The organism is Bradyrhizobium sp. 33ap4, from assembly GCF_032654765.1.
Lineage (GTDB): Bacteria > Pseudomonadota > Alphaproteobacteria > Rhizobiales > Xanthobacteraceae > Bradyrhizobium > Bradyrhizobium australafricanum.
In genome coordinates, this window is record NZ_JAUMTJ010000008.1 from 41,054 (window position 1) to 63,898 (window position 22,845).

A 22,845-nucleotide genomic window follows, 5' to 3' on the forward strand; every position below is an offset into this window, starting at 1 on the left:
CGCGAAACGCTAGCAGCTTGTCGCGACGCCGCCTAGCGCGCGCCGGCAGACCTGCATTTCCGAATGTCACGTCTTGGTGTGCAGAAATGTTTCTGCGTCAGGCGACGCTGAGCCGCTGAAGGCCTTTCCAGTCGAAGGCGATGCCGTGCCCCGGGCGATGATCGGGCGCGATCGCCATGCCCTGCTCCAGAACCAGCGGGTGCTCGATATAGCGGTCGAGGCCGAAGCCGTGCGCCTCGAGATACGACCGGTTCGGGCACGCAGCCAGCAGATGCACGGTGATGTCATGCGCGCCATGGCTGGTGACGGGAATATTGAAGGCCTCGGCGAGCCGGGCGATCTTCATGAAGCTGGTCACGCCGCCGCAATTGGTGACGTCGGGCTCGGCATAGGACAGCGCGCCGCCGGCGATATACGGCTTGAACTCCCACAGGCTGCGCAGGTTCTCGCCGGCCGCGATCGGCACGCCGCCGGCCTGCACGATGCGGGCGTGTCCCGCGACGTCGTCCGGAATCGTCGGCTCCTCGATCCAGGTCAGGTCGAAGGGTTGCAGGGCGCGCGCGGCGCGGATCGCTTCTTCGACGGTCCATTTCATGTTGGCGTCGGCCATCAGCGGAAACTCGTCGCCGAGATGGCCGCGCATCGCCTTCACGCGCGCCACGTCGGACGCAAGGCTCGGCCGGCCGACCTTCATCTTGATGGCGCGAAAGCCCTTGGCCAGATTGTCGTCGGTCTGCTTGAGCAGGCCATCGAGCGGCAGATCGAGATCGATGCCGCCGGCATAGCAGGGCACGCGGCGGTCGAAGCCACCGAGCAGCCGCCACAGCGGCAGCGATGCCCGCCGCGCCTTGAGGTCCCACAACGCGATGTCGAGCGCGGACAGCGCCAGCACCGCCGGGCCGCCGCGGCCGCCATAATGCAGCGCCCACCACACCTTGTGCCAAAGCTGCTCGGTGTCGTCGGCCTCCATCTCGCGCGAGATCTCGGTGATTTCGCGGCCCAGGATATCGGCGATGGCGCCGCCATTGCGGCCGACCGTGTAGGTGTAGCCGGTGCCTTCCGCGCCGTCGGCATCGCGGGCGCGGATCGTGACGAGCTCGAACGCCTTGATCTCGCCATGCGTGCTGTCGCTCAGCACCACCGGGAGCGGGATCTTGTAGAATCCGATGCTGAGGTCCTTGAGGATGGCCACGCCGGAACTCCTTGTCATGGGACGAATGCAATGCGTGACACACGATCTCAAAAGCCCCGGCTGCCTGCAACCTTGCGCCTGCGAATGTCTGCCTTGAGCGATTAGTCTGCCTTCCTTTATGATGTGGCTCGCGAGGACGTGGTCCGACCATGGATGATGCAATTCCGGCTCTGTTACCGAGATATTCGGGCCACCAGTTCGTGATCTATGCCGATGCCTGCTCGGGCGTTCCGGGCGCGCTGCATGAGCGCACCTTCGCATCGGTGAACGATGTGGTGCGCCGGCTGCATCCTGCGCCCGAATTCATTCTGTTCCCCGGCGACGAGATCATCGGCCTCACCGCCGATGCCGACGCGCTGCGCGCGCAATGGCGGCATTGGTTCGAGGTCGAGATGTCTTGGTTCGACCGGCGCGCGGTGCCGCTGTGGCACACGACCGGCAACCACACCACCTATGACGAGATGAGCGAGGCGGTGTTCCGCGAGGTGCTGCAGCTGCCGCGCAACGGCCCGCCCGGTCAGGAGGGGCTGTCCTACTGGGTTCGCCGCGACGATCTCGTGATGGTGTTCGTGCACACGCTGTGGAGCGGCCTCGGCGGCGAGGGGCATGTCGAGACCGACTGGCTGCAAGCGGTCCTCGCACAGCACAAGGACGCCAGGCACAAGCTGGTGCTGGGCCATCATCCCGTGTACCCCATCAACGGCTACAGCGGCAGCTATCAGCGCGAGATCGGCCACGAATACCGCGAGCGCTTCTGGGATATCCTCGTCCGCGCCGATGTCACCGCCTATCTGTGCAGCCACATTCTCGCATTCGACGTCCAGGTTCATCGTGGTGTGCTGCAGGTCTGCACGGCGGGCGCCGGCACTGCGCACCGGATGCCCGAAGGCGTCGAGTATCTGCATTGCGTGCAGGCCGCGCTCGATCAGGATGGGTTCCGCTATCAGGTGCTCGATACCGAAGGTGTGGCGCGCGAGCAGCTGGCATGGCCGCTGCCATCGCTGGACCAGGCCGCGTGGTCGCCGCTGCCGCGCGGGACCAGCCCTGCACCGCTGTCGGGGACATTGGCGCCCGCGGCGGTCATCGCGCTGAAACTGGCGGGCCGCACCGCCGCGGGAACCGCCGCGCCACAAACGCTGCTCTGCACGCCCGCGCCCGGCGTGATCGCACCGCTCTGGCTTGGCTTGCGCGGGCCGAATCAGACGCTCACCTTGATCCTTGGACGCGAGCGTGGACGCAGTCCCTATTACTGGATCGGTCCCGATCTCGGTGCCAACAGCGATTTCAACCTCGACATCGCCTTCTATCCGGACATGGGACCGGGCGGCGTGCTGTGGCGACGCAGCGGTGACACGCGCTGGACGTCGTGCGCGGCGATATCGGCAACGGGGCTGGAGCGGTTCGCATGGCCGGCGGTCTGGAACGTCGGGTGCGGCGAGGGTGGGCCGGATGACAGGCGCTATGCCGGACCACGGTTCGAGATCGCTATTTCCGTCATCGCATTGTAGTTAATCGCGCCCGGGGCCGACGCGCTGGACGTCGGCGCTGCGGCTGATGCGGGCTTCGACGCCCGCATTGCGGTCGCATTGGCTCCAATGAATGGCCATGGAAAAATCAGACGTCAGCCAAACTTCGCGCGTAGGTTTTATCGCTTGCTGACCTCGAAAAGGAATCGACCATGCGCAATCTCACAGCATTCGTCACTGTTGCCGCGCTCGTCCTCGGAACGCCCGCCTTGGTGCAAGCGCAAGGCACGCAACCCAATGCGCCGCCGCAGTCATCTGATCAGTCCACCGTCATCCGGAGCATACAGGTCGTCGACATCAAGGACCTCAAGCCCGAGATGCGATCGAAGATCGAGGATGCGATGGCAAAGACCAAGGAAGACGACATCCAGTCGCTTCGGAAGTCGATTGACGCGACACCGCAGGCGGTCTCCGCGCTCAAGGCCAAGGGCCTGACTTCGTCGCAGGTCGTCGCTATCAACATTGCCGATGGCGTGCTGACGATGTTCGCCAAAACAGCCTGACCAGGGTCAGCGAATGTCGGTATCGGTGGTTGGACCTCCCCGCGGCCATTGATGCCAACAACTCCCGCAGCCGACGCTGCGGGAGTTTTCATTTCTGATAGGCGCGGCCTGTCCAATGGACGTTCACCGGGGAGAGCGATCAGTCAGGCTCGTTGGGCCTGGTACGTTCCGCGCGTTTCAATTCGCGATCGATCAGCGTGCAGACGCGCCGCCGCGCCAGCAGGTCGAGCCGCGCGCGCGTGGTGCCTTGCCTGGTCTTGCCGTTGATGTCGAACGACCAGGCCCAGAGGTCGGGTTCGATGTTGGTGAGTGTGTATTGAATGTCCCGATGACGACCGATCAGCTTCTTCATGCCGTTTCTTCTTGTTGGCTGAAGATTGCATAGCCAGATCGTGAAGGCGTCTGTATCCGGTCGAATACTGAGTCGGGTGTCCGCAGGGCGGAATTTTCCAAATCACTGATTTGGGGTCGCTGTGCAGTGGCTGCGTGCAACTGACGAGTGCGCACGAAGATTCGCAGTCGTCCTGGCGAAGGCCAGGACCCATTACCCCAAGTGCGCAATGTTGCGCGACGCTAGGGCCACGATCTCGTTCACTGTCAAATGCGGTGGTTATGGTCCTGGCTTTCGCCAGGACGACAATGACGAGTCCTGCCTGCAACATCCGCCGCAGCGTACGGGTCCCTGCTTTCGCAGGAACGACGGGTGGAGAAATCTCAGCTCAGCGTCACTGCAACAGTCATCCCACCCCTCACAAATTTATCACCCCGCGCCGCGCGGCATGGGCGACGGCGTCGGTGCGGCCGGTGGCGTCGAGCTTGTCGAGCAGCGAGCCGACATGAAACTTGGCGGTGTGGACGGAAATCCCGAGCCGCTGTGCGATCATCTTGTTGGACGCGCCTTCCGCCAGCAGCGCCAGCACGTCGAGCTCGCGCGGCGTCAGCTCGAAGTCGCCGCCCGCGGCCTCGCGGTTGCGTGCGACGACCGCAGCCGTGGCCTGTTCGCCCGGCGCGGCGAGCCGCAGGCCGGCGACGCTGCCGAGCAGGGTCGCCAGCCGGTCGGCGAGGACGGCGTCGTCGACCTCGAGCGCGATGACGATGTCGTTGGCCGGCTCACCGCTCACGTCTCGGGCCTCTCGCCGACTGTCACCTTGAAGTTCAGCGGCTCGCCGCCGCGATGCATGGTGAGCTCGACCACCGTGCCGACGCTCTGCGGTCCGAGGCCGCGCGACAGCGCGCGCACGCCGTACAGCTTCTCGCCATTCACGGCAATGATCACGTCGCCTTGCCGGATGCCGGCGGCGGCCGAGGGGCCGGCCTTGTCGACGTTCATCACCATCGCGCCGAGGCCGTCGTCGAGACGGACCGGCTGCAATCCGACGCCAAGATATCCGCGTGCGATGCGGCCGCTCTTCTCGAGCTGGCCTGCGACCCGCTCGATGGTCGTCGCCGGGATCGTCAGCACGCGGCGCGGGCCGAGCACGGCCATGCCGAACGGCTCGCCCGCGGCGTTCAGCGCGAGGCCACCCTGCTGGCTGTGCCGCAGCCGGACGTCGAGCTCGATCCGTGCATCGATTTCGCCGCCGCGCAGGCTGCGCCAGGCCGGGCCGGACAGTGCGACCATGCCGAGCCGCGCGGTCGGCGCGCCGCGGTCGGCGGCGACGATCACCGCGAGCGATCCCAACGCGGGGTTCTCGGTCGAGAGCTTGACGGGGGCAACGTCGCCTTCGACGCGCAGCAGCGCGACGTCGGTGGTGTGGTCGCGTCCGACGACGGTCGCTGGCCCGCGGCTGCCGTCGGCGAACTGGATTTCGATCTCGCCCTCGTCGGCCAGCGCTTCGTCGGCGGTGACGACGAGGCCTACCTTCCAGACAAAGCCGGAGGCGCGCGCGCGATGCGAATGCACGGAGACGATGGCGGGCGCAGCGCGTGCAATGGTCTCCGCAAGGGCAGATGACAGCGATGACAGGATATTCGGTTCGGTCATGGGAAACTCCGTTGGCTTCCCTCAATCTGGGATGTCGCGGCTGACGGCGATACTGGCCGGATGGGCAGGGCGTGGCCGGGCCGCCCGGAACTGCCGCTCAGCTCAGCCGCTGCAGGGTCGCCTTCGGGCTCTCGCCGAACTTAGCGCGGTAGGCGCTCGCCATCCGGCTCAGATGGGTAAAGCCGAGGTCGAATGCAATATCGACGATGCGCTCGCCCGGCCGCGCCGTCTTGAGGCGGGCGTTGAGATGGGCGAGGCGGATGTCGAGCAGCATCTCGGACACGGTGGTGCCGAAGTGACGGCGGAAGCCGAGTTGCAGCGCGCGGATGCCGGTGCCCGCGATCTCCGCGAGCTCGGCGAGGTCCATCGGCTCGGTCGCGCGGCTCTCCAGATAGGCGCGCACGCGTTTCAAGGCGGCCGGCTGGGCCTCGGTGCGGCCGTTGAAGACATCGATCGCCGAACTCAGGCTGTGCCGCTGCTCGTTGAGCAGCACATTGAGAAACGACTCGCGCCAATCGGCCGCCGCGACCGCCGACAAAGCCTTGCGCGGCCCGAGCTGCTCGGCGGCCGTGACAAGCTGCTCGATCTTGGCCGAGAGCGTCTGCCCGAGTGGCCCGCTCAGCGCGACGGCCGGATCGAACTCGACCGGCCTCACCGCCACGCCGCCAAGCGCCGCGGCGCGATGCTCGACCAGCTTGCGGTCGAGCAGCAAGATCAGCTGAGCGCAGTCGCCGCGCCAGGTCATCTCGGTCGGAATGGTCGGCGACAGCAGCGAGGCCGTGTGCCGTGGTCCGGTGGTGAGCTCGCGCGCGGCGGTCCGCACCGCGGCCGAGCCGGACAGCGGCATCTGCAGCAGGAAGAAGCGGTCGAGGCAGCCGGGATTGATCGCGACCGATCCGCCATAGGCGACATAGTTGATGGAGAAGCCGTCGAAGTCGGCGCAATTGTGATGCGCGGAGAAATCGCTCGCGGAATGATCGACCGGCGTCAGATCGTGCGGACAGAAGATGCGGCCGATCGCTTCCGCCGCGTCATCGACGCGCGCCGTCGCGACGCGTGCGAAATCCTTGAGCCTTGCGCTTGCCGGATTTGCGCTTGCCGAAACCTCGTTGCCAACAGCAGTCACGCCGGCCGTCCGGAGTTGTTTGAGGTCTAAAACATCAGGCAGCCTAGAGCATCCCGCGGCAAAGGGGAACGCCGTTTCGTCGTGCAATCTGCCTGATCGGCGGTCAGGACGATGCGACGGCATTGGGCAGCAGCCGGCCGGCGCAATGCTCCCGCATTGCAGCATGAAGGTGCCGGGTGTGGATTCGTTTATCGGCTAGACAGCCTCACCGGCCGGCGACAGGCTCCGTGCCGGCACTGCGCATCAAAACTGGAGAGGCTGACATGGGCACGCTCGAAAAAGGCATTACCCGAACCGGCACCGGCTACGGCGGCAAGACCTGGAATATCCTGGGCCAAATCTACTATCCGAAGGCGGTCACCGACTCGACCTTCGCGTTCGAAACCAACAGCGATCCCGGCCAGTTCGTGCCGGTGCACATCCACCCGACCCAGGACGAGTTCATCCTGGTGCAGGAAGGCGTGCTCGACCTCAAGCTCGACGGCGTCTGGGTGCAGGCCAAGGCCGGCGACCTCGTGCGCATGCCGCGCGGCATCCCGCACGGCTATTTCAACAAGTCGGACAAGCCGGCGCGGGCGCTGTTCTGGGTGTCGCCGATGCAGAAGCTCGAGGCGCTGTTCGAGAAGCTGCACAATCTGCAGGACCCCGCCGAAGTGGTGCGTATCTCCGCCGAGCACGAGGTGGACTTCCTGCCGCCGGAAGCCAACGACTAGCCCGGCGGTCAAACAGACAATACGCACACGAGGCGGCAATCGCCGGAGCTGGACTCCGGCGATGACGGGGACGCGTGCGCTTAACGAAATTGGACCTGTTCATTCAATTCGGAGCGGTTTCATGGTCAAGCAGAAGCATGTGTGCGTCATCGGCGCCGGCATTTCCGGGCTCGCAGCCGGCAAGGCCTTTGCCGGTCGCGGCCACAAGGTGACCATCATCGAGCGCAGCGGCGATCTCGGCGGCGTTTGGGAGCCGGCGCGCTCCTATCCCGACGTGCAGACCCAGAGCCCGAAGGAGCTCTATCGCTACACCGACAAGGCGATGCCGGAGTCCTATCCGGAATGGCCGAAGGGTCCGCAGGTTCATGCCTACTTGCGCGACTATGCCCGCAGCCACGGGCTCGACGGCGCGATGCGGTTCGACACCAAGGTCGAGACCATGACGCGTCGCACTGACGGCAGGCCGGGCTGGACGCTGGCGCTGCGCTCGACCGACGGCGCCACCGGCCACGAGGATTTCGACTTCGTCGCGGTCTGCACCGGGCAATTCAACGAGCCGCAGGCCCTGCCGCTGGCCGGCGAGGACGGCTTCAAGGCGCAGGGCGGGCAGATCCTGCATTCATCGCAATACGGCGATCCAACGCTTGCCAAGGGCCGCAAGGTGGTGGTGCTCGGCGGCTCCAAATCGGCGACCGACATCGCGGTGAATGCGGTCAATTCCGGCGCCAGCGAAGTCACCATCGTGTTTCGCGAGCCGGTCTGGCGGATTCCCTATTTCGTCGGCGGCCTCGTCAACTTCAAGCGCATCCTCTACATCCGCGCGCAGGAGCAGATGTTTGCCAGCTGGGGCATCGGGCCGATGGCGCGCCTTGCGCATGTCGTGGCAAAGCCGTTCGTGTGGGCGAACTGGCGCGGGCTCGAAAGCATGCTGAAGATGCAGCTCAAGCTGAAGCAATGCGGCATGGTGCCGAAGGAGCGGATCGAGGATGGCGTCAACTGCTCGGTGCCGATCGCAACCCCCGGCTTCTATCCGATGGTCGCCGACGGCCGGATCAAGGCAGTGCGCGGCACCTTTGACCATTACGACGGCAAGACCATCGTGATGAGCGGCGGCCAGCGCGTCGCGGCCGACGTCGCGGTGCTCGCGATCGGCTACAAGCTCGGCGTGCCGTTCCTGCCCGAGGAGTATCAGAACAAGCTGGTCGAGCCCGACGGGCAGTACCGGCTGTACCGGCTGATCGCCAATCCCGATCTGCCCGACATGGGCTTCGTCGGTTTCAATTCGAGCTTCTGCACCGTGCTGTGCGCCGATCTCGCCGCGAACTGGCTGGTGCGCTACGCCGACGGCCAGCTGGCACGGCAGCCGAGCGCGGCCGAGATGAATAGCAACATCGCGATGATGCTGAACTTCAAGCGCGTCGAGCGTCCGGCAGCGGGCGTCTATGGCGGGCTGTGCGTCGCGCCGTACCACTTCAAGCATTTCGACGAACTGCTGGCGGATATCGGCACCAAGGCGTCGCGCCGCAACCCGCTCGTCGAAAAGTTCATGCCGCCGGACGCCGACGCCTATGCCCGCTTCCTCGCGACTGCGCCAGCATACAGAGCGGTGGCGTAGAGCATCACGGGATTGGGGCGAGCAGCAAGGGCGCTGCGCTCCCTCTCCCCGTTCTTACGGGGAGAGGGTTGGGGTGAGGGGCCGTCCCCGCATCTGCGGTGATGGCTGCGTTTGTGGAGACTCCCCCTCACCCGGAACGCATCTAATGATGCGTTCCGACCTCTCCCCGCACGCGGGGCGAGGTGAAGCGGAGGCCGCTAATCGCGGCCGGCGTCGAGGAAGGCCTGCGCCAGCCGCTCGGGGTTGGAGAAGCACAGCTCGTGGCTGCCCGGCACCTGGACCAGGCGGAACAGTCCGAGCTTCTCCGACAACCGTGGATACCAGGGCAGGCTGTGCGGCATCGCGGTGTCCTCCGTGCAGTTCACGTAGGACTTTGCGATCGGCATCTCGGCCGGATTGGTGCGCAGCGCGATCTTGTCCTGGAAGGTCTTCAACGGGTGCGGGTTGAGCTTGTCATAGGTGCGCTGCGCCGTCTCGAGATCGGCGTCGTTGATGAAGGCCTCGCGCCAGATCGGGAACGGCAGCACCACCGAGCCGTCGCCCCGCTCGGCATGAATGGCGTCGAACAGGCCGCGATAGTGCGGCGGCACCATGTCGTTGAGGCATTCGCCATTGTTCGGGACAAAGGCGTTCCAGTAGACGAGGCGGCGGATGCGGTTCGCGGCGGCGTCGGCAACGCCGGTGATGACCATGCCGCCATAGCTGTGGCCGACCAGGACGATGTCCTTGAGGTCATGCTCGGCGAGATAATCCACGATCGACTGGATCGCCTCGGCGAGCCCGGAGTCCTTCCGGTCGCCGGGCCGGTTGCCCCTGATGGTCGGGGTGTGGACGACATGGCCGGCCTTGCGGATGGCAGCCGCAACCGGCTCAAACTCGGCGCCGGTATGCCAGGCGCCATGGACGAGAACATAGGTCGACATGTTGTACCTCCCTGTCTGGATTGCCGCGTCCGGACGGCCCGGAATACGCGCAAGTTTCATCCGCTTCCTGATGGATATTGACCTGGATATTGACCTGGACCCGCGGAACGCGCTTGGCTGTGAGCGAACCGGACTGGGCTCGGAGTGAACTGATGCAGCAAATCGCCGCCGCGGATCGCTCGCGCAGGCTGAGCTGGAATACCGCGGACACGAGGCCCGGCGAGCAGTTCGCGTATTACCGCGAGGCGATCTGCCAGGCCTTCATGAACCTGACGCCGGAGCCGCCGGCGACGCCGGGCTTCCTCGCCCGCGTCGAGACCGTTGGGCTCGGGGATGGCGCGGTCAACCGGGTCAGCTTCCCGGAGCATGTCGTGCGGCGCTCCGCTGCCGACATCGCCGCGTCCAGCCGGCGCTGCTACTACCTCAATCTGAAGCTTGCCGGCCGCTGCCGCATCCAGCAGGCGGGACGCGAGATCAGCCTGTCGCCGGGGCAGGTCGGAATCTTCGACAGCGGCCAGCGCTTCGCGCTGCTGCACGACCGCGGCCCGGCGCTGCAGGTCGCCTCGTTCTGGGTGCCGGCCGAGGCGCTCGATGAACGGCTGCCGTCGGCGCCCGAGGTCGCGCCGGCGCGGGTTTCGGATGATCCCTTCGTCGGCCATCTCATCGCCGAGACGGCGCAGGTTCTGAACACATCCGCCCTCCGTGCTTCGGATGCGGACAACGCGCGGCTGTTTGGCGTGCTGCTCGATCTGGTCGCGCTCAGCCTGTCGCGCAGTGGTCGCGCAGGCGTCGGGGAGAGCGCAAGCCTTGCCGATGCGACCTGGCTTGCGCTGCGCCGTGCCGTGGACCGCAGGCTGCGCGAGCCCGGCCTCGGCGTTGCCGCCATTGCGGCTGCGATCGGCATCAGCGAGCGCTATGTCCACAAACTGTTCAAGCGCGCCGGCACGACATTCGCCAGCCATGTGATGGACCGCCGTCTCGACGGCGCCGCGCGCGATCTGAGGGATCCCGCGGTCGCCGGGCGCGCGATCGGCGACATCGCGTTCGACTGGGGCTTCTCCGACCTGTCGCATTTCACGCGGCGCTTCAGGCACCGCTTCGGCTGCACGCCGCGCGACTGGCGCCGCGGCTGACCAACGCTTCGGAAATCGCCATGGCGCAGCCGTTCACCTACCAGGTCAGCCCGATGCGGGTCGTGTTTGGGGTCGGCACCGTCGCGCAGCTGGCGGACGAGCTCGACCGGCTCGGCATCAATCGCGCGCTGGTGCTGGCGAGCCGGCGGCAGCAGGCCGAGCTCGGCGATCTTGCTGACCTGACCGGCGGCCGTGTGGCCGGATTGTTCGACGGTGCAGTGGTGCACACGCCGGTCGCGGTGACCGAACATGCGATGGAGATCGTCCGCGAGCTCAAGCCGGACGGCGTGGTTGCGATCGGCGCCGGTGCCGCGACCGGCCTCAGCAAGGCGATTGCGCTGCGCACTGACCTGCCGCAACTGATCGTGCCGACCAGTTATGCCGGCTCCGAGATGACGCCGGTACTCGGCGAGACCGTCGACGGCGTCAAGACCACGCAATCATCGCCGAAGATCCTGCCCGAGGCCGTGATCTACGACGTCAACCTGACCGTCTCGATGCCGGCCAAATTCTCGGCGATCTCCGGCCTCAACGCGATCGCGCATGCGGCCGAGGCGCTGTACGCGCGGGACGGCAACCCGATCACCTCGCTGATGGCGGAAGAGGCGATCGCAAAGCTCGCATCGTCGCTGCCGGACGTGAACGCACGGCCGCGCGATCTCGATGCGCGCGCGGACGCGCTCTATGGCGCGTGGCTGTGCGCGGTCTGTCTCGGCACCGTCGGCATGGCGCTGCATCACAAGCTCTGCCACACCGTCGGCGCGCTGTTCGACCCGCCGCATGCCGAGACCCATGCGGTGCTGCTGCCGCACACCATCGCCTACAACACGCCGGCCGCGCGCGATCCAGTCAGCCGCGCGGCGAGGGCGCTTGGGGCTGCTGACGCCGCCGATGGCCTGTTCGATCTGTCGGCAAGGCTCGGCGCGCCGCGCTCGCTCGCCGAGATCGGCATGCCCGACGACGGCATCGCAAAGGCCGCCGCGCTCGCCAGCAAGAACCCTTACTGGAATCCGCGGCCGATCGAGGAGAGCGGCATCCGCGACCTGCTGAAGCGCGCGTGGTCCGGCGCGCGCCCGCAGGCCGGATAGATCAGACGCCGATCGCGTTGCGCGCGATCACGTCGCGATAGAACGCCGCGCTCAATTTCGGCACCCGGGCCTGGGTCTCGAAATCCACCCGGTAGAGGCCAAAGCGCTTCTCGTAGCCGAAGATCCATTCGAAATTGTCCATCAGGCTCCACAGGAAATAGCCGTGGACCGGGACCCCGTCGGCGGTCGCGCGCTGCAATTGGGCGAGATAGTTGCGCAGGAACATGATGCGGTCGAGATCGTAGATCTGCCCGTCCGGATGCACCTTGTCCTCACCGGACGTGCCGTTCTCGCTGATATAGATGCTCTTGATGTTCCACAGCTTGGCGGCGATCCGCGGCGCCCAATAGATCGTCTCTGGCGCGATCCGCAGCCATTCCGAGCTCATGTGCGGGAAGGAGGCCGGCATCGGCAGCGGCTTCCAGCCGGGGGCATGGTCGGTGGCAAGGATGTAGCATTGCGGCGCGTAGATGTTCAGGCCGACGAAATCATTGGGCTGCGAGATGATCTTCAGTTCGTCAGCGGTAAATTTGGGCGCATCCGCGTCGGCATATTGCAGGAAGCCTTCGGTGTACCTGCCTTCGAGGACGACACCGAGAAAACCTGCATTGAGCTCGCGCGTCGCGATCTCGGTAGCGCGGATGTTCTCCGGCGTGTTGAAGGCGGGCACGCAGGCGGTGATGTTCTCGGCCGGCCCGACCCGCGTGCCGGCACGGCCTTTGGCGCGGATCGCCTGCACTGCAAGGCCATGCGCAAGCGCCACATGATGGCGCGCCTGGTTCACCTCGCCAGCCGGCAGCTTCAGCCCCGGGGCGTCGACGCCGAGCGCATAGCCGAACGGGAGGAAACGTCCGACCTCGTTGAGGGTGAAGACGTTCTTCACGCGGTCGGTCAGTCGCTGCGCCACGTAGCCGGCATAGTCGCCGAACGCCTTCGAAGTGTCCCGCGAGCGCCAGCCGCCGACGCGGTCCTGCAGCGCCTGGGGCAGGTCCCAGTGATAGAGCGTGGCGTAGGGCTCGATGCCGTTCGCCAGCAGCTCGTCGACCAGGCGGTTGTAGAAGTCGAGGCCCTTCGGGTTCGGCGTGCCGGTGCCATCGGGAAATACCCGAGGCCAGGCGATCGAGAAGCGATAGGCCTTGGCGCCGAGATCCTTGATGAGGCGGACGTCCTCCTTGTAGCGGTGATAGTGATCGTTGGCGCGGTCGCCGGTCGAGCCGTCCTCGATCTTGCCCGATGTATGGGTGAAAGTGTCCCAGATCGATGGGCCGCGGCCGTCCTCATTGACCGCGCCCTCGACCTGGTAGGACGAGGTTGCTGTGCCCCAGACGAAGCCGGTGGGAAAGTTCGTGCCGTCCGGCCGTGACGCACGGTTTGCAGCCTCGGCAGGGCCGGTCAAACCGAGCGCCGAGAGGCCTGCAAGGCCCGCAAACTGCCGGCGCGAGAACTTTCCGAACATTGCTGTCTCCCGTCGCCGAACGTTGCGGCTGGAATGCGGGCCGTAGGTTAACCTTCCATCCCGCCGTTGAGCAACAAGGGCCGGCGGGCCAAAGCGCCGTGGCGAGCGGCGTACCAATCAATGCGAACCATTGTGATGTCAATGTCGCGGAGTTGTCAGTTTTGTGGCGACATTTTCTCTACTAGATTGCCTGCTACGTCATTCCGCAATGACATCCGAATATCCCCGAGATTCCCGTGAGCTGCGCGCGATGAACAAGCCTGCAACCCATGTCCGAACGGCGCTGCTGCGTCGTCTTGCCACTGCGATCGGCTTGGCTTTGGCGATGGCCGCAAGCGCGCAGGCCGAGCAGACATTTTCGTTCGACCGCACGCCCGGAAAGCTACCGAAGACGGTCGTCCCGTTGCATTACGCGATCGAGCTGACGCCTGATATCACGAGCCTCGCTCTGCCAGGCGTCGAGACCGTCGACATCGAGGTACGCGAGGCGACCGCGCAGCTGACGCTGAACGCGGTCAACACGACATTCGCAGAGGTTACGATCGATGACGGCGCCCAGCGCGCGGAGATCGCGACCGACGCCACCGCGCAGACCGCAACGCTGACCTTCGCCAGGCCGCTTGCGGCCGGCCGCCACAAGCTACGCATCGCCTTCACAGCGCAGATCAACAAATTCGGCACCGGCCTGTTCTCGGTCGACTACCCGACCAGGACCGGGATCAAGCGGATGATCTCCAGCAAGCTGGAGCCGGCCGATGCCAGGCGGATCTTCCCGTGCTGGGACGAGCCGTCGTTCAAGGCGAGCTTCGCGCTGACCGTCGTCATTCCGCGCAATCTGCTCGCGGTCGGCAACATGCCCGTGACCAGCGAAGAGCCGGTCGCCGGCGATCTCAAGAAGGTTGCGTTCGCGCCGACGCCGAAGATGTCGAGCTATCTGTTCGTGCTCACGGTCGGCGAGCTCGAGCACGTCACAGCGGATGCCGGCGGCGTCACGGTCGGCGTGGTGACGACGGAGGGCAAGGGCGGCCAGGGCCGGTTCGCGCTCGACAGCGCGGTGAAGCTGCTCGCCTATTACAACGACTATTTCGGCGTCAAATATCCGTTGCCGAAGCTCGACCTGATCGCCGTTCCCGGCGGGTTCGGCGGCGCGATGGAGAATTGGGGCGGCATCACCTTCTTCGAGAGCCGGCTGCTGTTCGATCCCGCGACGTCCGCCGAGACCGCGCGGCGTGGCATCTTCGCCATCATCGCGCACGAGATGGCGCATATGTGGTTCGGCGATCTCGTCACCATGGCGTGGTGGGACAATCTCTGGCTCAACGAGGGCTTTGCCAGCTGGATGGCAACCAAGGCCTCGGAGCAGTTCTATCCGCAATGGCAGGGCTGGCTGAACGGCTACGGCGCGAAGCAGTTCGCCATGGCGCTCGATGCGCGGCGCACCTCGCATCCCGTGCAGCAGCCGATTGCCGATCACAGCGAAGCGGTCACGGCATTCGACGCCATCACCTACAACAAGGGGCAGGCGCTGATCCGCATGCTCGAGACCTATCTCGGCGAACCGGCGTTCCGCGACGGCATCCGCAGATACATGGCCGCGCATGCCTACAGCAACGCGACGACCGCTGATCTCTGGCAGGCGCTCGAGAGTAGCGCCGGCAAGACCATCACCGGTATCGCCGCCTCCTTCTCCGAGCAGGACGGCGTGCCGCTGGTCGTGGCCGAGGCGGCCTGCGATGGCGTGGCGCAACGTCTGACCCTGCGGCAGGATCGCTTCGTGGTCGCGCCGGCCAACAATCCGCCGCTGCCGGCCCGCAACTGGCAGATTCCCGTTGCGGTCGGACCGGCGCATGGCAAGCCGTTTGACGAGATATTGCTGAAGGGGAGCACCGATATCCCGGCCGGTGCCTGCGGCGATGCGATCAAGGTCAACCTCGGCGACGTCGGCTACTTCAGGGTCGAGTACGGCCCGAAGAACCGTGCGGCGTTGCTGAACGCATTCCCGCAAATGCAGGTCGCCGACCGTCTCAATGTCGTTACCGACAGCTGGGCGCTGGTGCAGGCGGGCCGCGCGGAGGCGCCGTCCTATCTCGCGCTGCTCGATGCCCTCGATGCCGGTGACCATCGCGCGGTGTGGGACCAGGTGATCTCGACATTCGCGGCGCTGAACCGGCTGTCGCGCGGCCGCACCGAGCGGCCGGTGATCCAGGCCTATGCCCGCGCCAAGCTGCGCCCGGTGTTCGATCGGGTCGGATGGGACGGCGCCGGTTCAGGCGACGATGACACTGCGTTGTTGCGTGCAAGCCTGATCTCGACGCTTGGCGATCTCGGGGATGCAGCTATTGTGGCGGAAGCGAGGCGGCGCTTTGCGGGATTCGTCGATGATCCCAATTCGCTTCCGACCGCATTGCGCGATGCCGTCACGCATGTTGTCGGTGTGACCGCCGATCGGGCGACCTACGACCAGCTGCTGGCGCTCGCGCGCAACAGCACGGCGACCAATGAACGGCTGCGCTATTATCTCGCGGCGGCAAGCGCCCGCGATGCCGAACTGGCGCGGGCGACGCTGGCGTTGACGCTGACCAACGAATTGCCCGACACGATCGTGACGGGGATGATCAACGCGGTTGCGTCTTCAGGCGAGCAGCCGCAGCTCGCCTGGGACTTCGTCCGGACTAATTTCGATACGTTGCTGGCAAGGCAGGGGCCGAACTTCCGCGACCAGTTCGTGCCGAACTTCATGACCAATTTTACCGATGAGGACCATGCGGCGGAACTGGCCGCGTTTGCTCCGTCGCAATCGACCACCGGCGGACGGGTGATGGTGGCGCGATCCGTGCAGGCGATCGCGATCTCGGCCGATCTCGCCGCGCGCGTGCTGCCCGCCGCCGACGGCTGGATCAGGGCGCGCAAACCGTGAGATCGCGAAGCAGTTTCCGGCGGCGCGCGATGCGGCTATGCTCCGTGCGCGGCATGCAATCAACGATGCGAGGCTGAGATGGTCAAAGGTTCCGATTTGCTGGTCGCGGCCCTCGAGAATGAGGGCGTGGAGCGGGTATTCGGCGTCCCCGGCGAGGAGAACCTCGACGTGGTCGAGAGCCTGCGCAAATCCTCGATCAAACTGATCGTGACCCGCCACGAGCAGGCCGCGGCGTTCATGGCGGCGACCTATGGCCGGCTGACCGGAAGGCCCGGCGTCTGCATGACGACGCTTGGCCCCGGCGCGCTCAACCTCACGACAGGCGCCGCCTATGCGCTGCTCGGCGCGATGCCGATGGTGATGCTGACCGGACAGAAGGGCATCTTGAGCAGTCGGCAGGCCAAGTTCCAGATTGTCGACATCGTCAACACGTTTCGCCCGCTGACCAAATTGTCGCTGCAGATCGTCAGCGGCGCGACCATTCCGACCCTGGTCCGTGACGCCTTCCGCATTGCGACGCAGGAACGGCCGGGGCCGGTACTGCTCGAACTGCCGGAAGATATCGCTGGCGAGGAGATTGCGCCGGTCGAAATGATACCGCCGCATCCGATCGAGATTCCCATCGCGCACGCCGCCGCGCTCGACCGCGCCGCCGACATGATCCTGAAGGCGCAGCGCCCGCTGATCATGCTTGGTGCTGCGGCATCGCGTCCGCGTTCGACTGCCGGGATCGGCGATTTCGTGCGGCGCACGAAAATCCCGTTCATCACCACGCAGATGGGCAAGGGCACGGTGTCGGGCGGCACCAATCAGTATATGGGAACCGCCGCGCTGAGCGAGCGCGACTACGTGCACGAGGCGATCGACCGCGCCGACCTCATCATCGCGATCGGTCACGACACGGTCGAGAAGCCGCCTTTCATCATGGGCCCGAAGGGGCCGCAGGTGATCCATGTCAGCTACATGCCGGCAACGGTCGAGCAGGTCTATTTCCCGCAATGCGAGGTGATCGGCGACGTCGGTCCGAGCCTTGAATTGCTGGCCGATCGGGTCGAGGGAAAGCTGCCGCATGCCAGCGCGCTGCTCAGCCTGCGCCAAAGCATTCTGGCCAAGATCACCGATCGCGCCACCGAGGGCCGCTGGCCGCCGACGCCGCAGCGCATCGTGCACGATGTGCGGCAGGTCATTCCCGAGGACGGCATCGTCGCGCTCGACAACGGCATGTACAAGATCTGGTTCGCGCGCAATTACCGCACGCTGCTCGCGAACTCGCTGCTGCTCGACAACGCGCTCGCGACCATGGGCGCCGGCCTGCCGTCGGCGATGATGGCGGCGATGCTGTATCCGAAGAACCGCGTGCTCGCGGTCTGTGGCGATGGCGGCTTCATGATGAACTCGCAGGAGCTCGAGACCGCCGTCCGCCTCAATCTCAATCTGGTAATCCTGATCCTGGAGGATTCCGCCTACGGCATGATCCGCTGGAAGCAGGCGGTCGACAATTTCCCGGATTTCGGCCTGACCTTCGGCAATCCGGATTTCGTCAAATACGCCGAAAGCTACGGCGCCAAGGGTTCGCGGATCGCGAGCACGGATGCGATCGTTCCGACCCTGGAACGGGCGTTTTCCGGCGGCGGCGTGCATCTTGTCGTGGTGCCGATCGACTATACCGAGAACAAGCGGGTGCTGGTCGACGAATTGCGCGAGAAGGTGCAGCAGATCGATGTGTCGTAGAGCATGATCCGGACCCGAAGGGCCGCGTTAGCGCAAAGTGCGAAGCGGCTTTCCTCGCGACAAACGCAAAGCGTTTGCGCGGAGATCATGCTCAAACAAGACGCTAAAGCACGGTTGCGGTGGGCAAGGAACGAAAAGCCCTCGGCTTGATTGAACGTAAGCCGCCATGGTAGCACGCCACTGCATCACCATTGCGCAGATGGTCGGCGATACCAGATCTGAGAGGTCACGTGACTGCACCAAATCCTGCCGCCGGCAAACCCATCGATCCCGCCGCGCTCGCCAATGTGCCGCGGCTGGTCACGGCCTATTTTGCCGGCAAGCCCGACGCCGGCGATCCCGCCCAGCGGGTTGCGTTCGGCACCTCGGGCCATCGCGGCTCGTCGCTGAAGAATTCCTTCAACGAGGACCATATCCTCGCCACCACGCAGGCGATCTGCGATTACCGGCGCGAGAAGGGCCTCACCGGACCGCTGTTCATCGGCATCGACACCCATGCGCTGGCTGAGCCGGCGCTGGCCAGCGCGGTCGAGGTGTTCGCGGCCAACGGCGTCGAGATCATGATCGACGCGCAGGCCGGCTACACCCCGACGCCGGTGATCTCGCATGCGATTCTGAGCTACAACAAGGGCCGTAGCGCGGGCCTCGCCGACGGCGTCGTCATCACGCCGTCACACAACCCGCCGGAGGACGGCGGCTACAAGTACAATCCACCGCATGGTGGTCCGGCCGACACCGACGTCACCGCCGTGGTCGAGAAGAACGCCAACCGCTACATCGAGGCCGGCCTCAAGGGCGTCGCGCGGCTGTCCTATGATCGCGCGCGCAAGGCGGCGACCACGCATCTGCACGATTATATCACGCCCTATGTCGCCGATCTCGGCAACACCGTCGATCTCGCGCTGATCAAGTCTGCCGGCGTCAAGATCGGCATCGACCCGCTCGGCGGCGCGGCGGTGCACTACTGGCAGCCGATCATCGCGCGCTACGGCATCAACGCGTCAGTCGTCAACGAGGCGGTCGATCCGACCTTCCGCTTCATGACCGCGGACTGGGACGGCAAGATCCGGATGGACTGCTCGTCGCCTTATGCGATGGCGAGCCTGATCGGGATGCGCGACCGTTTCGACGTCGCTTTCGCCAACGACACCGACGCCGACCGCCACGGCATCGTGATCCGCTCGAACGGGCTGATGAACCCGAACCACTTCCTTGCCACCGCGATCGCCTATCTGTTCGCGCACCGGCCGCAATGGAGCAAGGACGCCGCGATCGGCAAGACCATCGTGTCGAGCTCGATCATCGATCGCGTGGCGAAGAAGCTGGGCCGCAAGCTGGTCGAGACGCCGGTCGGCTTCAAATGGTTCGTCGACGGGCTCGGCAGCGGCGGCTTCGGCTTTGCCGGCGAGGAGAGCGCGGGCGCTTCGTTCCTGAAGCGCGACGGCTCGGTGTGGACCACCGACAAGGACGGCATCATCCTCGGCCTCTTGGCAGCCGAGATCATCGCCAGGACCGGCCGCGATCCGAGCGAATTGTTCGGCGAGCTGACCGCCGAACTCGGCGTTCCCTATTACGAGCGCATCGATGTGGCGGCGACGCCGAAGCAGAAGAACGCGCTGAAGGCGCTCGGGCCCGAGCAGCTCAACATGACGCAGCTCGCCGGCGATGCCGTGCGCGCGGTCAGGACCAAGGCGCCGGGCAACGACCAGCCGTTCGGCGGCATCAAGGTCGAGAGCGAGGCGGGCTGGTTCGCCGCGCGTCCCTCCGGCACCGAGGATGTCTACAAGATCTACGCCGAGAGCTTCCGCGGGCCGGATCATCTGAAGCAGATCCAGGGCGATGCGCAGGCCGCGATCGCCAAGGTGTTCTGAAAGGCGCGGGCCGGGCAGAATTCATGCGAATATTGTTGACCGGCTCCTCCGGCTGGCTCGGCCGTTTCCTCGCGCCGCGGCTTCGACAGGCCGGCCATGACGTGGTCGGCCTCGACGTCGTCCCGGGTGAGGCGACCGATGTCACAGGCTCGGTAGCCGAACGGTCGGTGGTCGAGCGTGTGTTCGCCGATCACGGCATCGAGGCCGTGATCCATGGCGGGGCGCTGCACAAGCCTGATATCGCGCGGTTCGCGCCGCTGGCCTTTGTCGACGTCAACGTCACAGGCACGCTCAATTTGCTGCAGGCGGCAGTGGCTGCCGGCCACGACCGTTTCGTCTTCACCTCGACGACCTCGCTGATGATTTCGCAGGCGATCCGCGACGAGGAAGGCCATGCTGCGGTATGGCTCGACGAGACGACAGGACCGCTCGAGCCGCGCAACATTTACGGAGTGACAAAACTTGCCGCTGAAGGGCTGTGCCGTCTGTACAGCCGCGAGCACGGGCTGAACTGCGCGGTGCTGCGCACCAGCCGCTTCTTCCCCGAGGATGACGACACCATCCGTGACATCCACGGCGAGAACCTGAAGGCGACCGAGCTGTTGTACCGCCGCCTCACGGTCGAGGACGCCGCCGATGCCCATGTCGTGGCGCTCGACAAGATCCGCGGCTTCGAGGTCTTCGTGATCAGCGCGCCGACGCCGTTCAAGCGTGGCGATGTCGCCGACCTGAAGACGGACGCGGCCGGGGTCATCGCGCGCACATTCCCCGATGCGCCGGCGCTGTTCGCGCGGCGTGGCTGGCGCCTGCCGAAATCGATCGGCCGGATCTACGATGCCGGCAAGGCCGAACGGCTGCTCGGCTTCCGCGCCGGCACGGATTTCGCAGCGGTGCTCGGCGCCTTGCGCAGCGGCGCGCCGCTTCCCTTTGCGCACGATCCCGATTATGTCTCGCCGTCAACGAGGCTCGCAAATGGCTGATTTCCACGGCGTCTTTCCGTACCTGGTGTCCCCGGTCGACCCTGCCGGCCATGTCCGCACCGAGGTGCTGGGCCGGCTCTGCGACGATCTGGTCAAGGCCGGCGTCCACGGCCTGACGCCGCTCGGCTCGACCGGCGAATTCGCCTATCTCAACAATGCGCAGCGCATGCAGGTGGTGGCGACCACGATCGAGGCCGCGCAGGGCCGCGTGCCGGTGGTCGCCGGCGTCGCCTCGACCTCGACGGCGGATGCGGTGGCGCAGGCCAAGGCCTACCAGAAGCGCGGCGCGACCGGCATCCTCGCTATCCTGGAGGCCTATTTCCCGGTCGCCGATGCGCAGGTCGAATCCTATTTCCGCGCCATCGCCGATGCCGTCGACATTCCGGTCGTGATCTACACCAATTCGAATTTCCAGCGCTCCGACCTCACGCTCGACGTCATCGCGCGGCTCGCCGGGCATCCGCGCATCGGCTACATCAAGGACGCCTCGACCAACACCGGGCGGCTGCTGTCGATCATGAACCGCTGCGGCGACGGCCTGAAAGTGTTCTCGGCCTCCGCCCATATTCCGGCCGCGGTGATGCTGATCGGCGGCCACGGCTGGATGGCGGGCCCGGCCTGCATCATCCCGCGGCAGAGCGTCGAGCTCTACAATCTGTGCCGCCGCACCCGCTGGGATGAGGCGATGGCCCTGCAGCGCAAGCTGTGGCGCATCAACGAGGCGTTTGCCCGCTTCAACCTCGCCGCCTGCATCAAGGCCGGGCTCGCGAGCCAGGGCTACGACGTCGGCGATCCCGTGCCGCCGCAGGCGCCGCTCACGGCCGAGCAGCGCAAGGTGGTCGAGGCGGCGTTGCGCGATCTGGGCTGAGGCCGTCGGGGGGCTGCGCGGCAAAATGCCGGGCAATCCGCCTTGGCCATGCCGGAAACCTCCGCTTGGTCAGCGCGTTTGTTGCGTGGAGCACACCAATGAATCGGCGTACCGTCCTTGTCCTGGCCGTGATCGCGGCCATTCTGCTGATCTTCGCGGCCGGCAGCATCCGTCAGGCGCCGTGGAGCGGCCCGGCTGCCCGCGCGGTCACCGAGCGCGGCGCGCTGTCGGATGCCGAAAAGGCCAATGTCGAGATCTTCGAGAAGGTCTCGCCGTCGGTCGTGCAGGTGGTGACGCAAACCGCCGCCAATCCGTTGAGCGAGGAGCAGGAGGGCGGCGCGGCGTCGGGCACCGGCATTGTCTGGGACAATGACGGCCACGTCGTCACCAACAACCACGTGGTGCAGAACGCAAGCCAGGTCGCCATCCGCTTTGCCTCCGGCGAAGCGGTGCGAGCCGAAATCGTCGGCACGGCGCCGAACTACGATCTGGCGGTGCTGCGCATCCGCAGCGCGCGCAAGCTGCCGCCGTCACTGGCGCTCGGCAGCTCGGCCGATCTCAAGGTCGGCCAGTTTGCCTATGCGATCGGCAACCCGTTCGGGCTCGATCAATCGATGTCCAGCGGCATCATCAGCGCGCTCAAGCGCCGGCTGCCGACCTCGAGCGGGCGCGAGATCTCCAATGTGATCCAGACCGACACCGCGATCAATCCGGGCAATTCGGGCGGCCCGTTGCTCGATTCCGCCGGCCGGCTGATCGGCGTGACCACGGCGATCCTGTCGCCGTCGGGCTCGAATGCCGGCATCGGCTTTGCGATCCCGGTCGACATCGTCAATCGCGTGGTGCCAGACCTGATCCGCAACGGCCGCGTGCCGACGCCGGGGATCGGCATCGTGACCGCGAATGAGGCGGTCGCCACGCGTATCGGTGCCGAAGGATTGATCGTGGTGCGCACGACACCGGGGTCGCCGGCCGAGCGCGCCGGGATACGCGGGGTCGACATGTCGACCGGTGAGCTCGGCGACGTGATCACCGCGGTCGACGGCAAGCCGGTGCACCGGCTCTCCGATCTGGCCGACCAGCTCGAGCAGATCGGGGTCGGCAAGAAAGTGCGGCTCAGCGTGAACCGCGACGGCTCGGCGCGCGATGTCGAGGTCGCCATCGTCGATATCGGCCGGGCGCAATGATGTCGTCACTGGCCTGACGCGTGCCACCGGAT

Annotated in this window: 19 protein-coding genes; 12 read left to right on the plus strand and 7 right to left on the minus strand. The window is 66.0% G+C overall.

What is annotated here, in order from left to right:
• Window positions 1-97: 97 nt before the first annotated feature.
• On the minus strand, window positions 98-1,192 hold the full coding sequence (locus Q2M23_RS08180; protein ID WP_316395280.1) for a mandelate racemase/muconate lactonizing enzyme family protein: 1,095 nt from the start codon (window positions 1,190-1,192) through the stop codon (window positions 98-100).
• 149 nt (window positions 1,193-1,341) lie between these two features.
• Between Q2M23_RS08180 and Q2M23_RS08185 the strand changes: the two genes are divergently transcribed.
• Window positions 1,342-2,700, plus strand: coding sequence for a metallophosphoesterase family protein (locus Q2M23_RS08185; protein WP_316395281.1), 1,359 nt, complete (start codon window positions 1,342-1,344; stop codon window positions 2,698-2,700).
• Window positions 2,701-2,870: 170 nt separating this feature from the next.
• On the plus strand, window positions 2,871-3,221 hold the full coding sequence (locus tag Q2M23_RS08190; protein ID WP_057019241.1) for a hypothetical protein: 351 nt from the start codon (window positions 2,871-2,873) through the stop codon (window positions 3,219-3,221).
• A 139-nt stretch (window positions 3,222-3,360) separates the two neighbouring features.
• Here Q2M23_RS08190 and Q2M23_RS08195 read toward each other — a convergent pair whose 3' ends face one another.
• From Q2M23_RS08195 to Q2M23_RS08210, 4 genes are all read right to left on the minus strand, one after another.
• On the minus strand, window positions 3,361-3,573 hold the full coding sequence (locus Q2M23_RS08195) for a hypothetical protein (protein ID WP_057019242.1): 213 nt from the start codon (window positions 3,571-3,573) through the stop codon (window positions 3,361-3,363).
• A 397-nt stretch (window positions 3,574-3,970) separates the two neighbouring features.
• Window positions 3,971-4,342 (minus strand): response regulator transcription factor, encoded by a 372-nt coding sequence (locus Q2M23_RS08200; RefSeq protein ID WP_057019243.1) that lies wholly within the window; start codon window positions 4,340-4,342, stop codon window positions 3,971-3,973.
• Window positions 4,339-5,205, minus strand: a complete 867-nt coding sequence (locus Q2M23_RS08205) for a S1C family serine protease (protein WP_316395282.1) — start codon at window positions 5,203-5,205, stop codon at window positions 4,339-4,341. The genes Q2M23_RS08200 and Q2M23_RS08205 overlap by 4 nt, the downstream gene beginning before the upstream one ends.
• A gap of 97 nt (window positions 5,206-5,302) precedes the next feature.
• Window positions 5,303-6,331 (minus strand): AraC family transcriptional regulator, encoded by a 1,029-nt coding sequence (locus tag Q2M23_RS08210; RefSeq protein WP_316395283.1) that lies wholly within the window; start codon window positions 6,329-6,331, stop codon window positions 5,303-5,305.
• A gap of 263 nt (window positions 6,332-6,594) precedes the next feature.
• Here Q2M23_RS08210 and Q2M23_RS08215 point away from each other — a divergent pair, with 263 nt between their 5' ends.
• Entirely contained in the window at window positions 6,595-7,044 is a 450-nt protein-coding gene (locus Q2M23_RS08215) for a cupin domain-containing protein (protein WP_057019245.1), read from the plus strand.
• 121 nt (window positions 7,045-7,165) lie between these two features.
• A complete protein-coding gene (locus Q2M23_RS08220) occupies window positions 7,166-8,659 on the plus strand; it encodes an NAD(P)/FAD-dependent oxidoreductase (RefSeq protein ID WP_316395284.1) in 1,494 nt (497 codons plus the stop codon).
• Between the two features lie 197 nt (window positions 8,660-8,856).
• Here the strand turns inward: Q2M23_RS08220 and Q2M23_RS08225 are convergent, their stop codons facing one another.
• Entirely contained in the window at window positions 8,857-9,582 is a 726-nt protein-coding gene (locus Q2M23_RS08225) for an alpha/beta hydrolase (RefSeq protein ID WP_316395285.1), read from the minus strand.
• Window positions 9,583-9,734: 152 nt separating this feature from the next.
• On the opposite strand from Q2M23_RS08225, the gene Q2M23_RS08230 reads away from it, so the two are divergent.
• Both Q2M23_RS08230 and Q2M23_RS08235 read left to right on the plus strand, forming a co-directional pair.
• Window positions 9,735-10,715 (plus strand): helix-turn-helix domain-containing protein, encoded by a 981-nt coding sequence (locus tag Q2M23_RS08230; RefSeq protein ID WP_316395286.1) that lies wholly within the window; start codon window positions 9,735-9,737, stop codon window positions 10,713-10,715.
• Window positions 10,716-10,735: 20 nt separating this feature from the next.
• A complete protein-coding gene (locus tag Q2M23_RS08235) occupies window positions 10,736-11,803 on the plus strand; it encodes a maleylacetate reductase (RefSeq protein ID WP_316395287.1) in 1,068 nt (355 codons plus the stop codon).
• Window position 11,804: 1 nt separating this feature from the next.
• Here the strand turns inward: Q2M23_RS08235 and Q2M23_RS08240 are convergent, their stop codons facing one another.
• Window positions 11,805-13,259, minus strand: coding sequence for a GH1 family beta-glucosidase (locus tag Q2M23_RS08240; protein ID WP_316395288.1), 1,455 nt, complete (start codon window positions 13,257-13,259; stop codon window positions 11,805-11,807).
• A 250-nt stretch (window positions 13,260-13,509) separates the two neighbouring features.
• On the opposite strand from Q2M23_RS08240, the gene Q2M23_RS08245 reads away from it, so the two are divergent.
• The 6 genes from Q2M23_RS08245 (at window position 13,510) to Q2M23_RS08270 (ending at window position 22,813) form a co-directional block, all read left to right on the plus strand.
• Window positions 13,510-16,176 (plus strand): M1 family metallopeptidase, encoded by a 2,667-nt coding sequence (locus Q2M23_RS08245; RefSeq protein WP_316395289.1) that lies wholly within the window; start codon window positions 13,510-13,512, stop codon window positions 16,174-16,176.
• 78 nt (window positions 16,177-16,254) lie between these two features.
• The gene (locus Q2M23_RS08250; protein WP_316395290.1) at window positions 16,255-17,907 is read left to right on the plus strand and encodes an acetolactate synthase large subunit; all 1,653 of its coding nucleotides are present in this window, start codon (window positions 16,255-16,257) and stop codon (window positions 17,905-17,907) included.
• A gap of 230 nt (window positions 17,908-18,137) precedes the next feature.
• Window positions 18,138-19,778, plus strand: a complete 1,641-nt coding sequence (pgm, locus tag Q2M23_RS08255) for a phosphoglucomutase (alpha-D-glucose-1,6-bisphosphate-dependent) (RefSeq protein WP_316395291.1) — start codon at window positions 18,138-18,140, stop codon at window positions 19,776-19,778.
• A 23-nt stretch (window positions 19,779-19,801) separates the two neighbouring features.
• Window positions 19,802-20,758, plus strand: coding sequence for an NAD(P)-dependent oxidoreductase (locus Q2M23_RS08260; RefSeq protein WP_316395292.1), 957 nt, complete (start codon window positions 19,802-19,804; stop codon window positions 20,756-20,758).
• Entirely contained in the window at window positions 20,751-21,626 is an 876-nt protein-coding gene (locus Q2M23_RS08265) for a dihydrodipicolinate synthase family protein (RefSeq protein WP_316395293.1), read from the plus strand. Before Q2M23_RS08260 ends, Q2M23_RS08265 begins: the two co-directional genes overlap by 8 nt.
• A 98-nt stretch (window positions 21,627-21,724) precedes the next feature.
• Entirely contained in the window at window positions 21,725-22,813 is a 1,089-nt protein-coding gene (locus Q2M23_RS08270; RefSeq protein WP_316395294.1) for a S1C family serine protease, read from the plus strand.
• Window positions 22,814-22,845: the final 32 nt, after the last annotated feature.

Excerpts from the sequence above, each read along its gene's own strand:
- Q2M23_RS08185 (WP_316395281.1), top strand. The coding sequence starts at position 1,342 with ATGGATGATGCAATTCCGGCTCTGTTACCGAGATATTCGGGCCACCAG.
- Q2M23_RS08190 (WP_057019241.1), top strand. The coding sequence starts at position 2,871 with ATGCGCAATCTCACAGCATTCGTCACTGTTGCCGCGCTCGTCCTCGGA.
- Q2M23_RS08195 (WP_057019242.1), bottom strand. The coding sequence starts at position 3,573 with ATGAAGAAGCTGATCGGTCGTCATCGGGACATTCAATACACACTCACC.
- Q2M23_RS08205 (WP_316395282.1), bottom strand. The coding sequence starts at position 5,205 with ATGACCGAACCGAATATCCTGTCATCGCTGTCATCTGCCCTTGCGGAG.
- Q2M23_RS08215 (WP_057019245.1), top strand. The coding sequence starts at position 6,595 with ATGGGCACGCTCGAAAAAGGCATTACCCGAACCGGCACCGGCTACGGC.
- Q2M23_RS08220 (WP_316395284.1), top strand. The coding sequence starts at position 7,166 with ATGGTCAAGCAGAAGCATGTGTGCGTCATCGGCGCCGGCATTTCCGGG.
- Q2M23_RS08225 (WP_316395285.1), bottom strand. The coding sequence starts at position 9,582 with ATGTCGACCTATGTTCTCGTCCATGGCGCCTGGCATACCGGCGCCGAG.
- Q2M23_RS08230 (WP_316395286.1), top strand. The coding sequence starts at position 9,735 with ATGCAGCAAATCGCCGCCGCGGATCGCTCGCGCAGGCTGAGCTGGAAT.
- Q2M23_RS08235 (WP_316395287.1), top strand. The coding sequence starts at position 10,736 with ATGGCGCAGCCGTTCACCTACCAGGTCAGCCCGATGCGGGTCGTGTTT.
- Q2M23_RS08240 (WP_316395288.1), bottom strand. The coding sequence starts at position 13,259 with ATGTTCGGAAAGTTCTCGCGCCGGCAGTTTGCGGGCCTTGCAGGCCTC.
- Q2M23_RS08245 (WP_316395289.1), top strand. The coding sequence starts at position 13,510 with ATGAACAAGCCTGCAACCCATGTCCGAACGGCGCTGCTGCGTCGTCTT.
- Q2M23_RS08250 (WP_316395290.1), top strand. The coding sequence starts at position 16,255 with ATGGTCAAAGGTTCCGATTTGCTGGTCGCGGCCCTCGAGAATGAGGGC.
- Q2M23_RS08260 (WP_316395292.1), top strand. The coding sequence starts at position 19,802 with ATGCGAATATTGTTGACCGGCTCCTCCGGCTGGCTCGGCCGTTTCCTC.
- Q2M23_RS08265 (WP_316395293.1), top strand. The coding sequence starts at position 20,751 with ATGGCTGATTTCCACGGCGTCTTTCCGTACCTGGTGTCCCCGGTCGAC.
- Q2M23_RS08270 (WP_316395294.1), top strand. The coding sequence starts at position 21,725 with ATGAATCGGCGTACCGTCCTTGTCCTGGCCGTGATCGCGGCCATTCTG.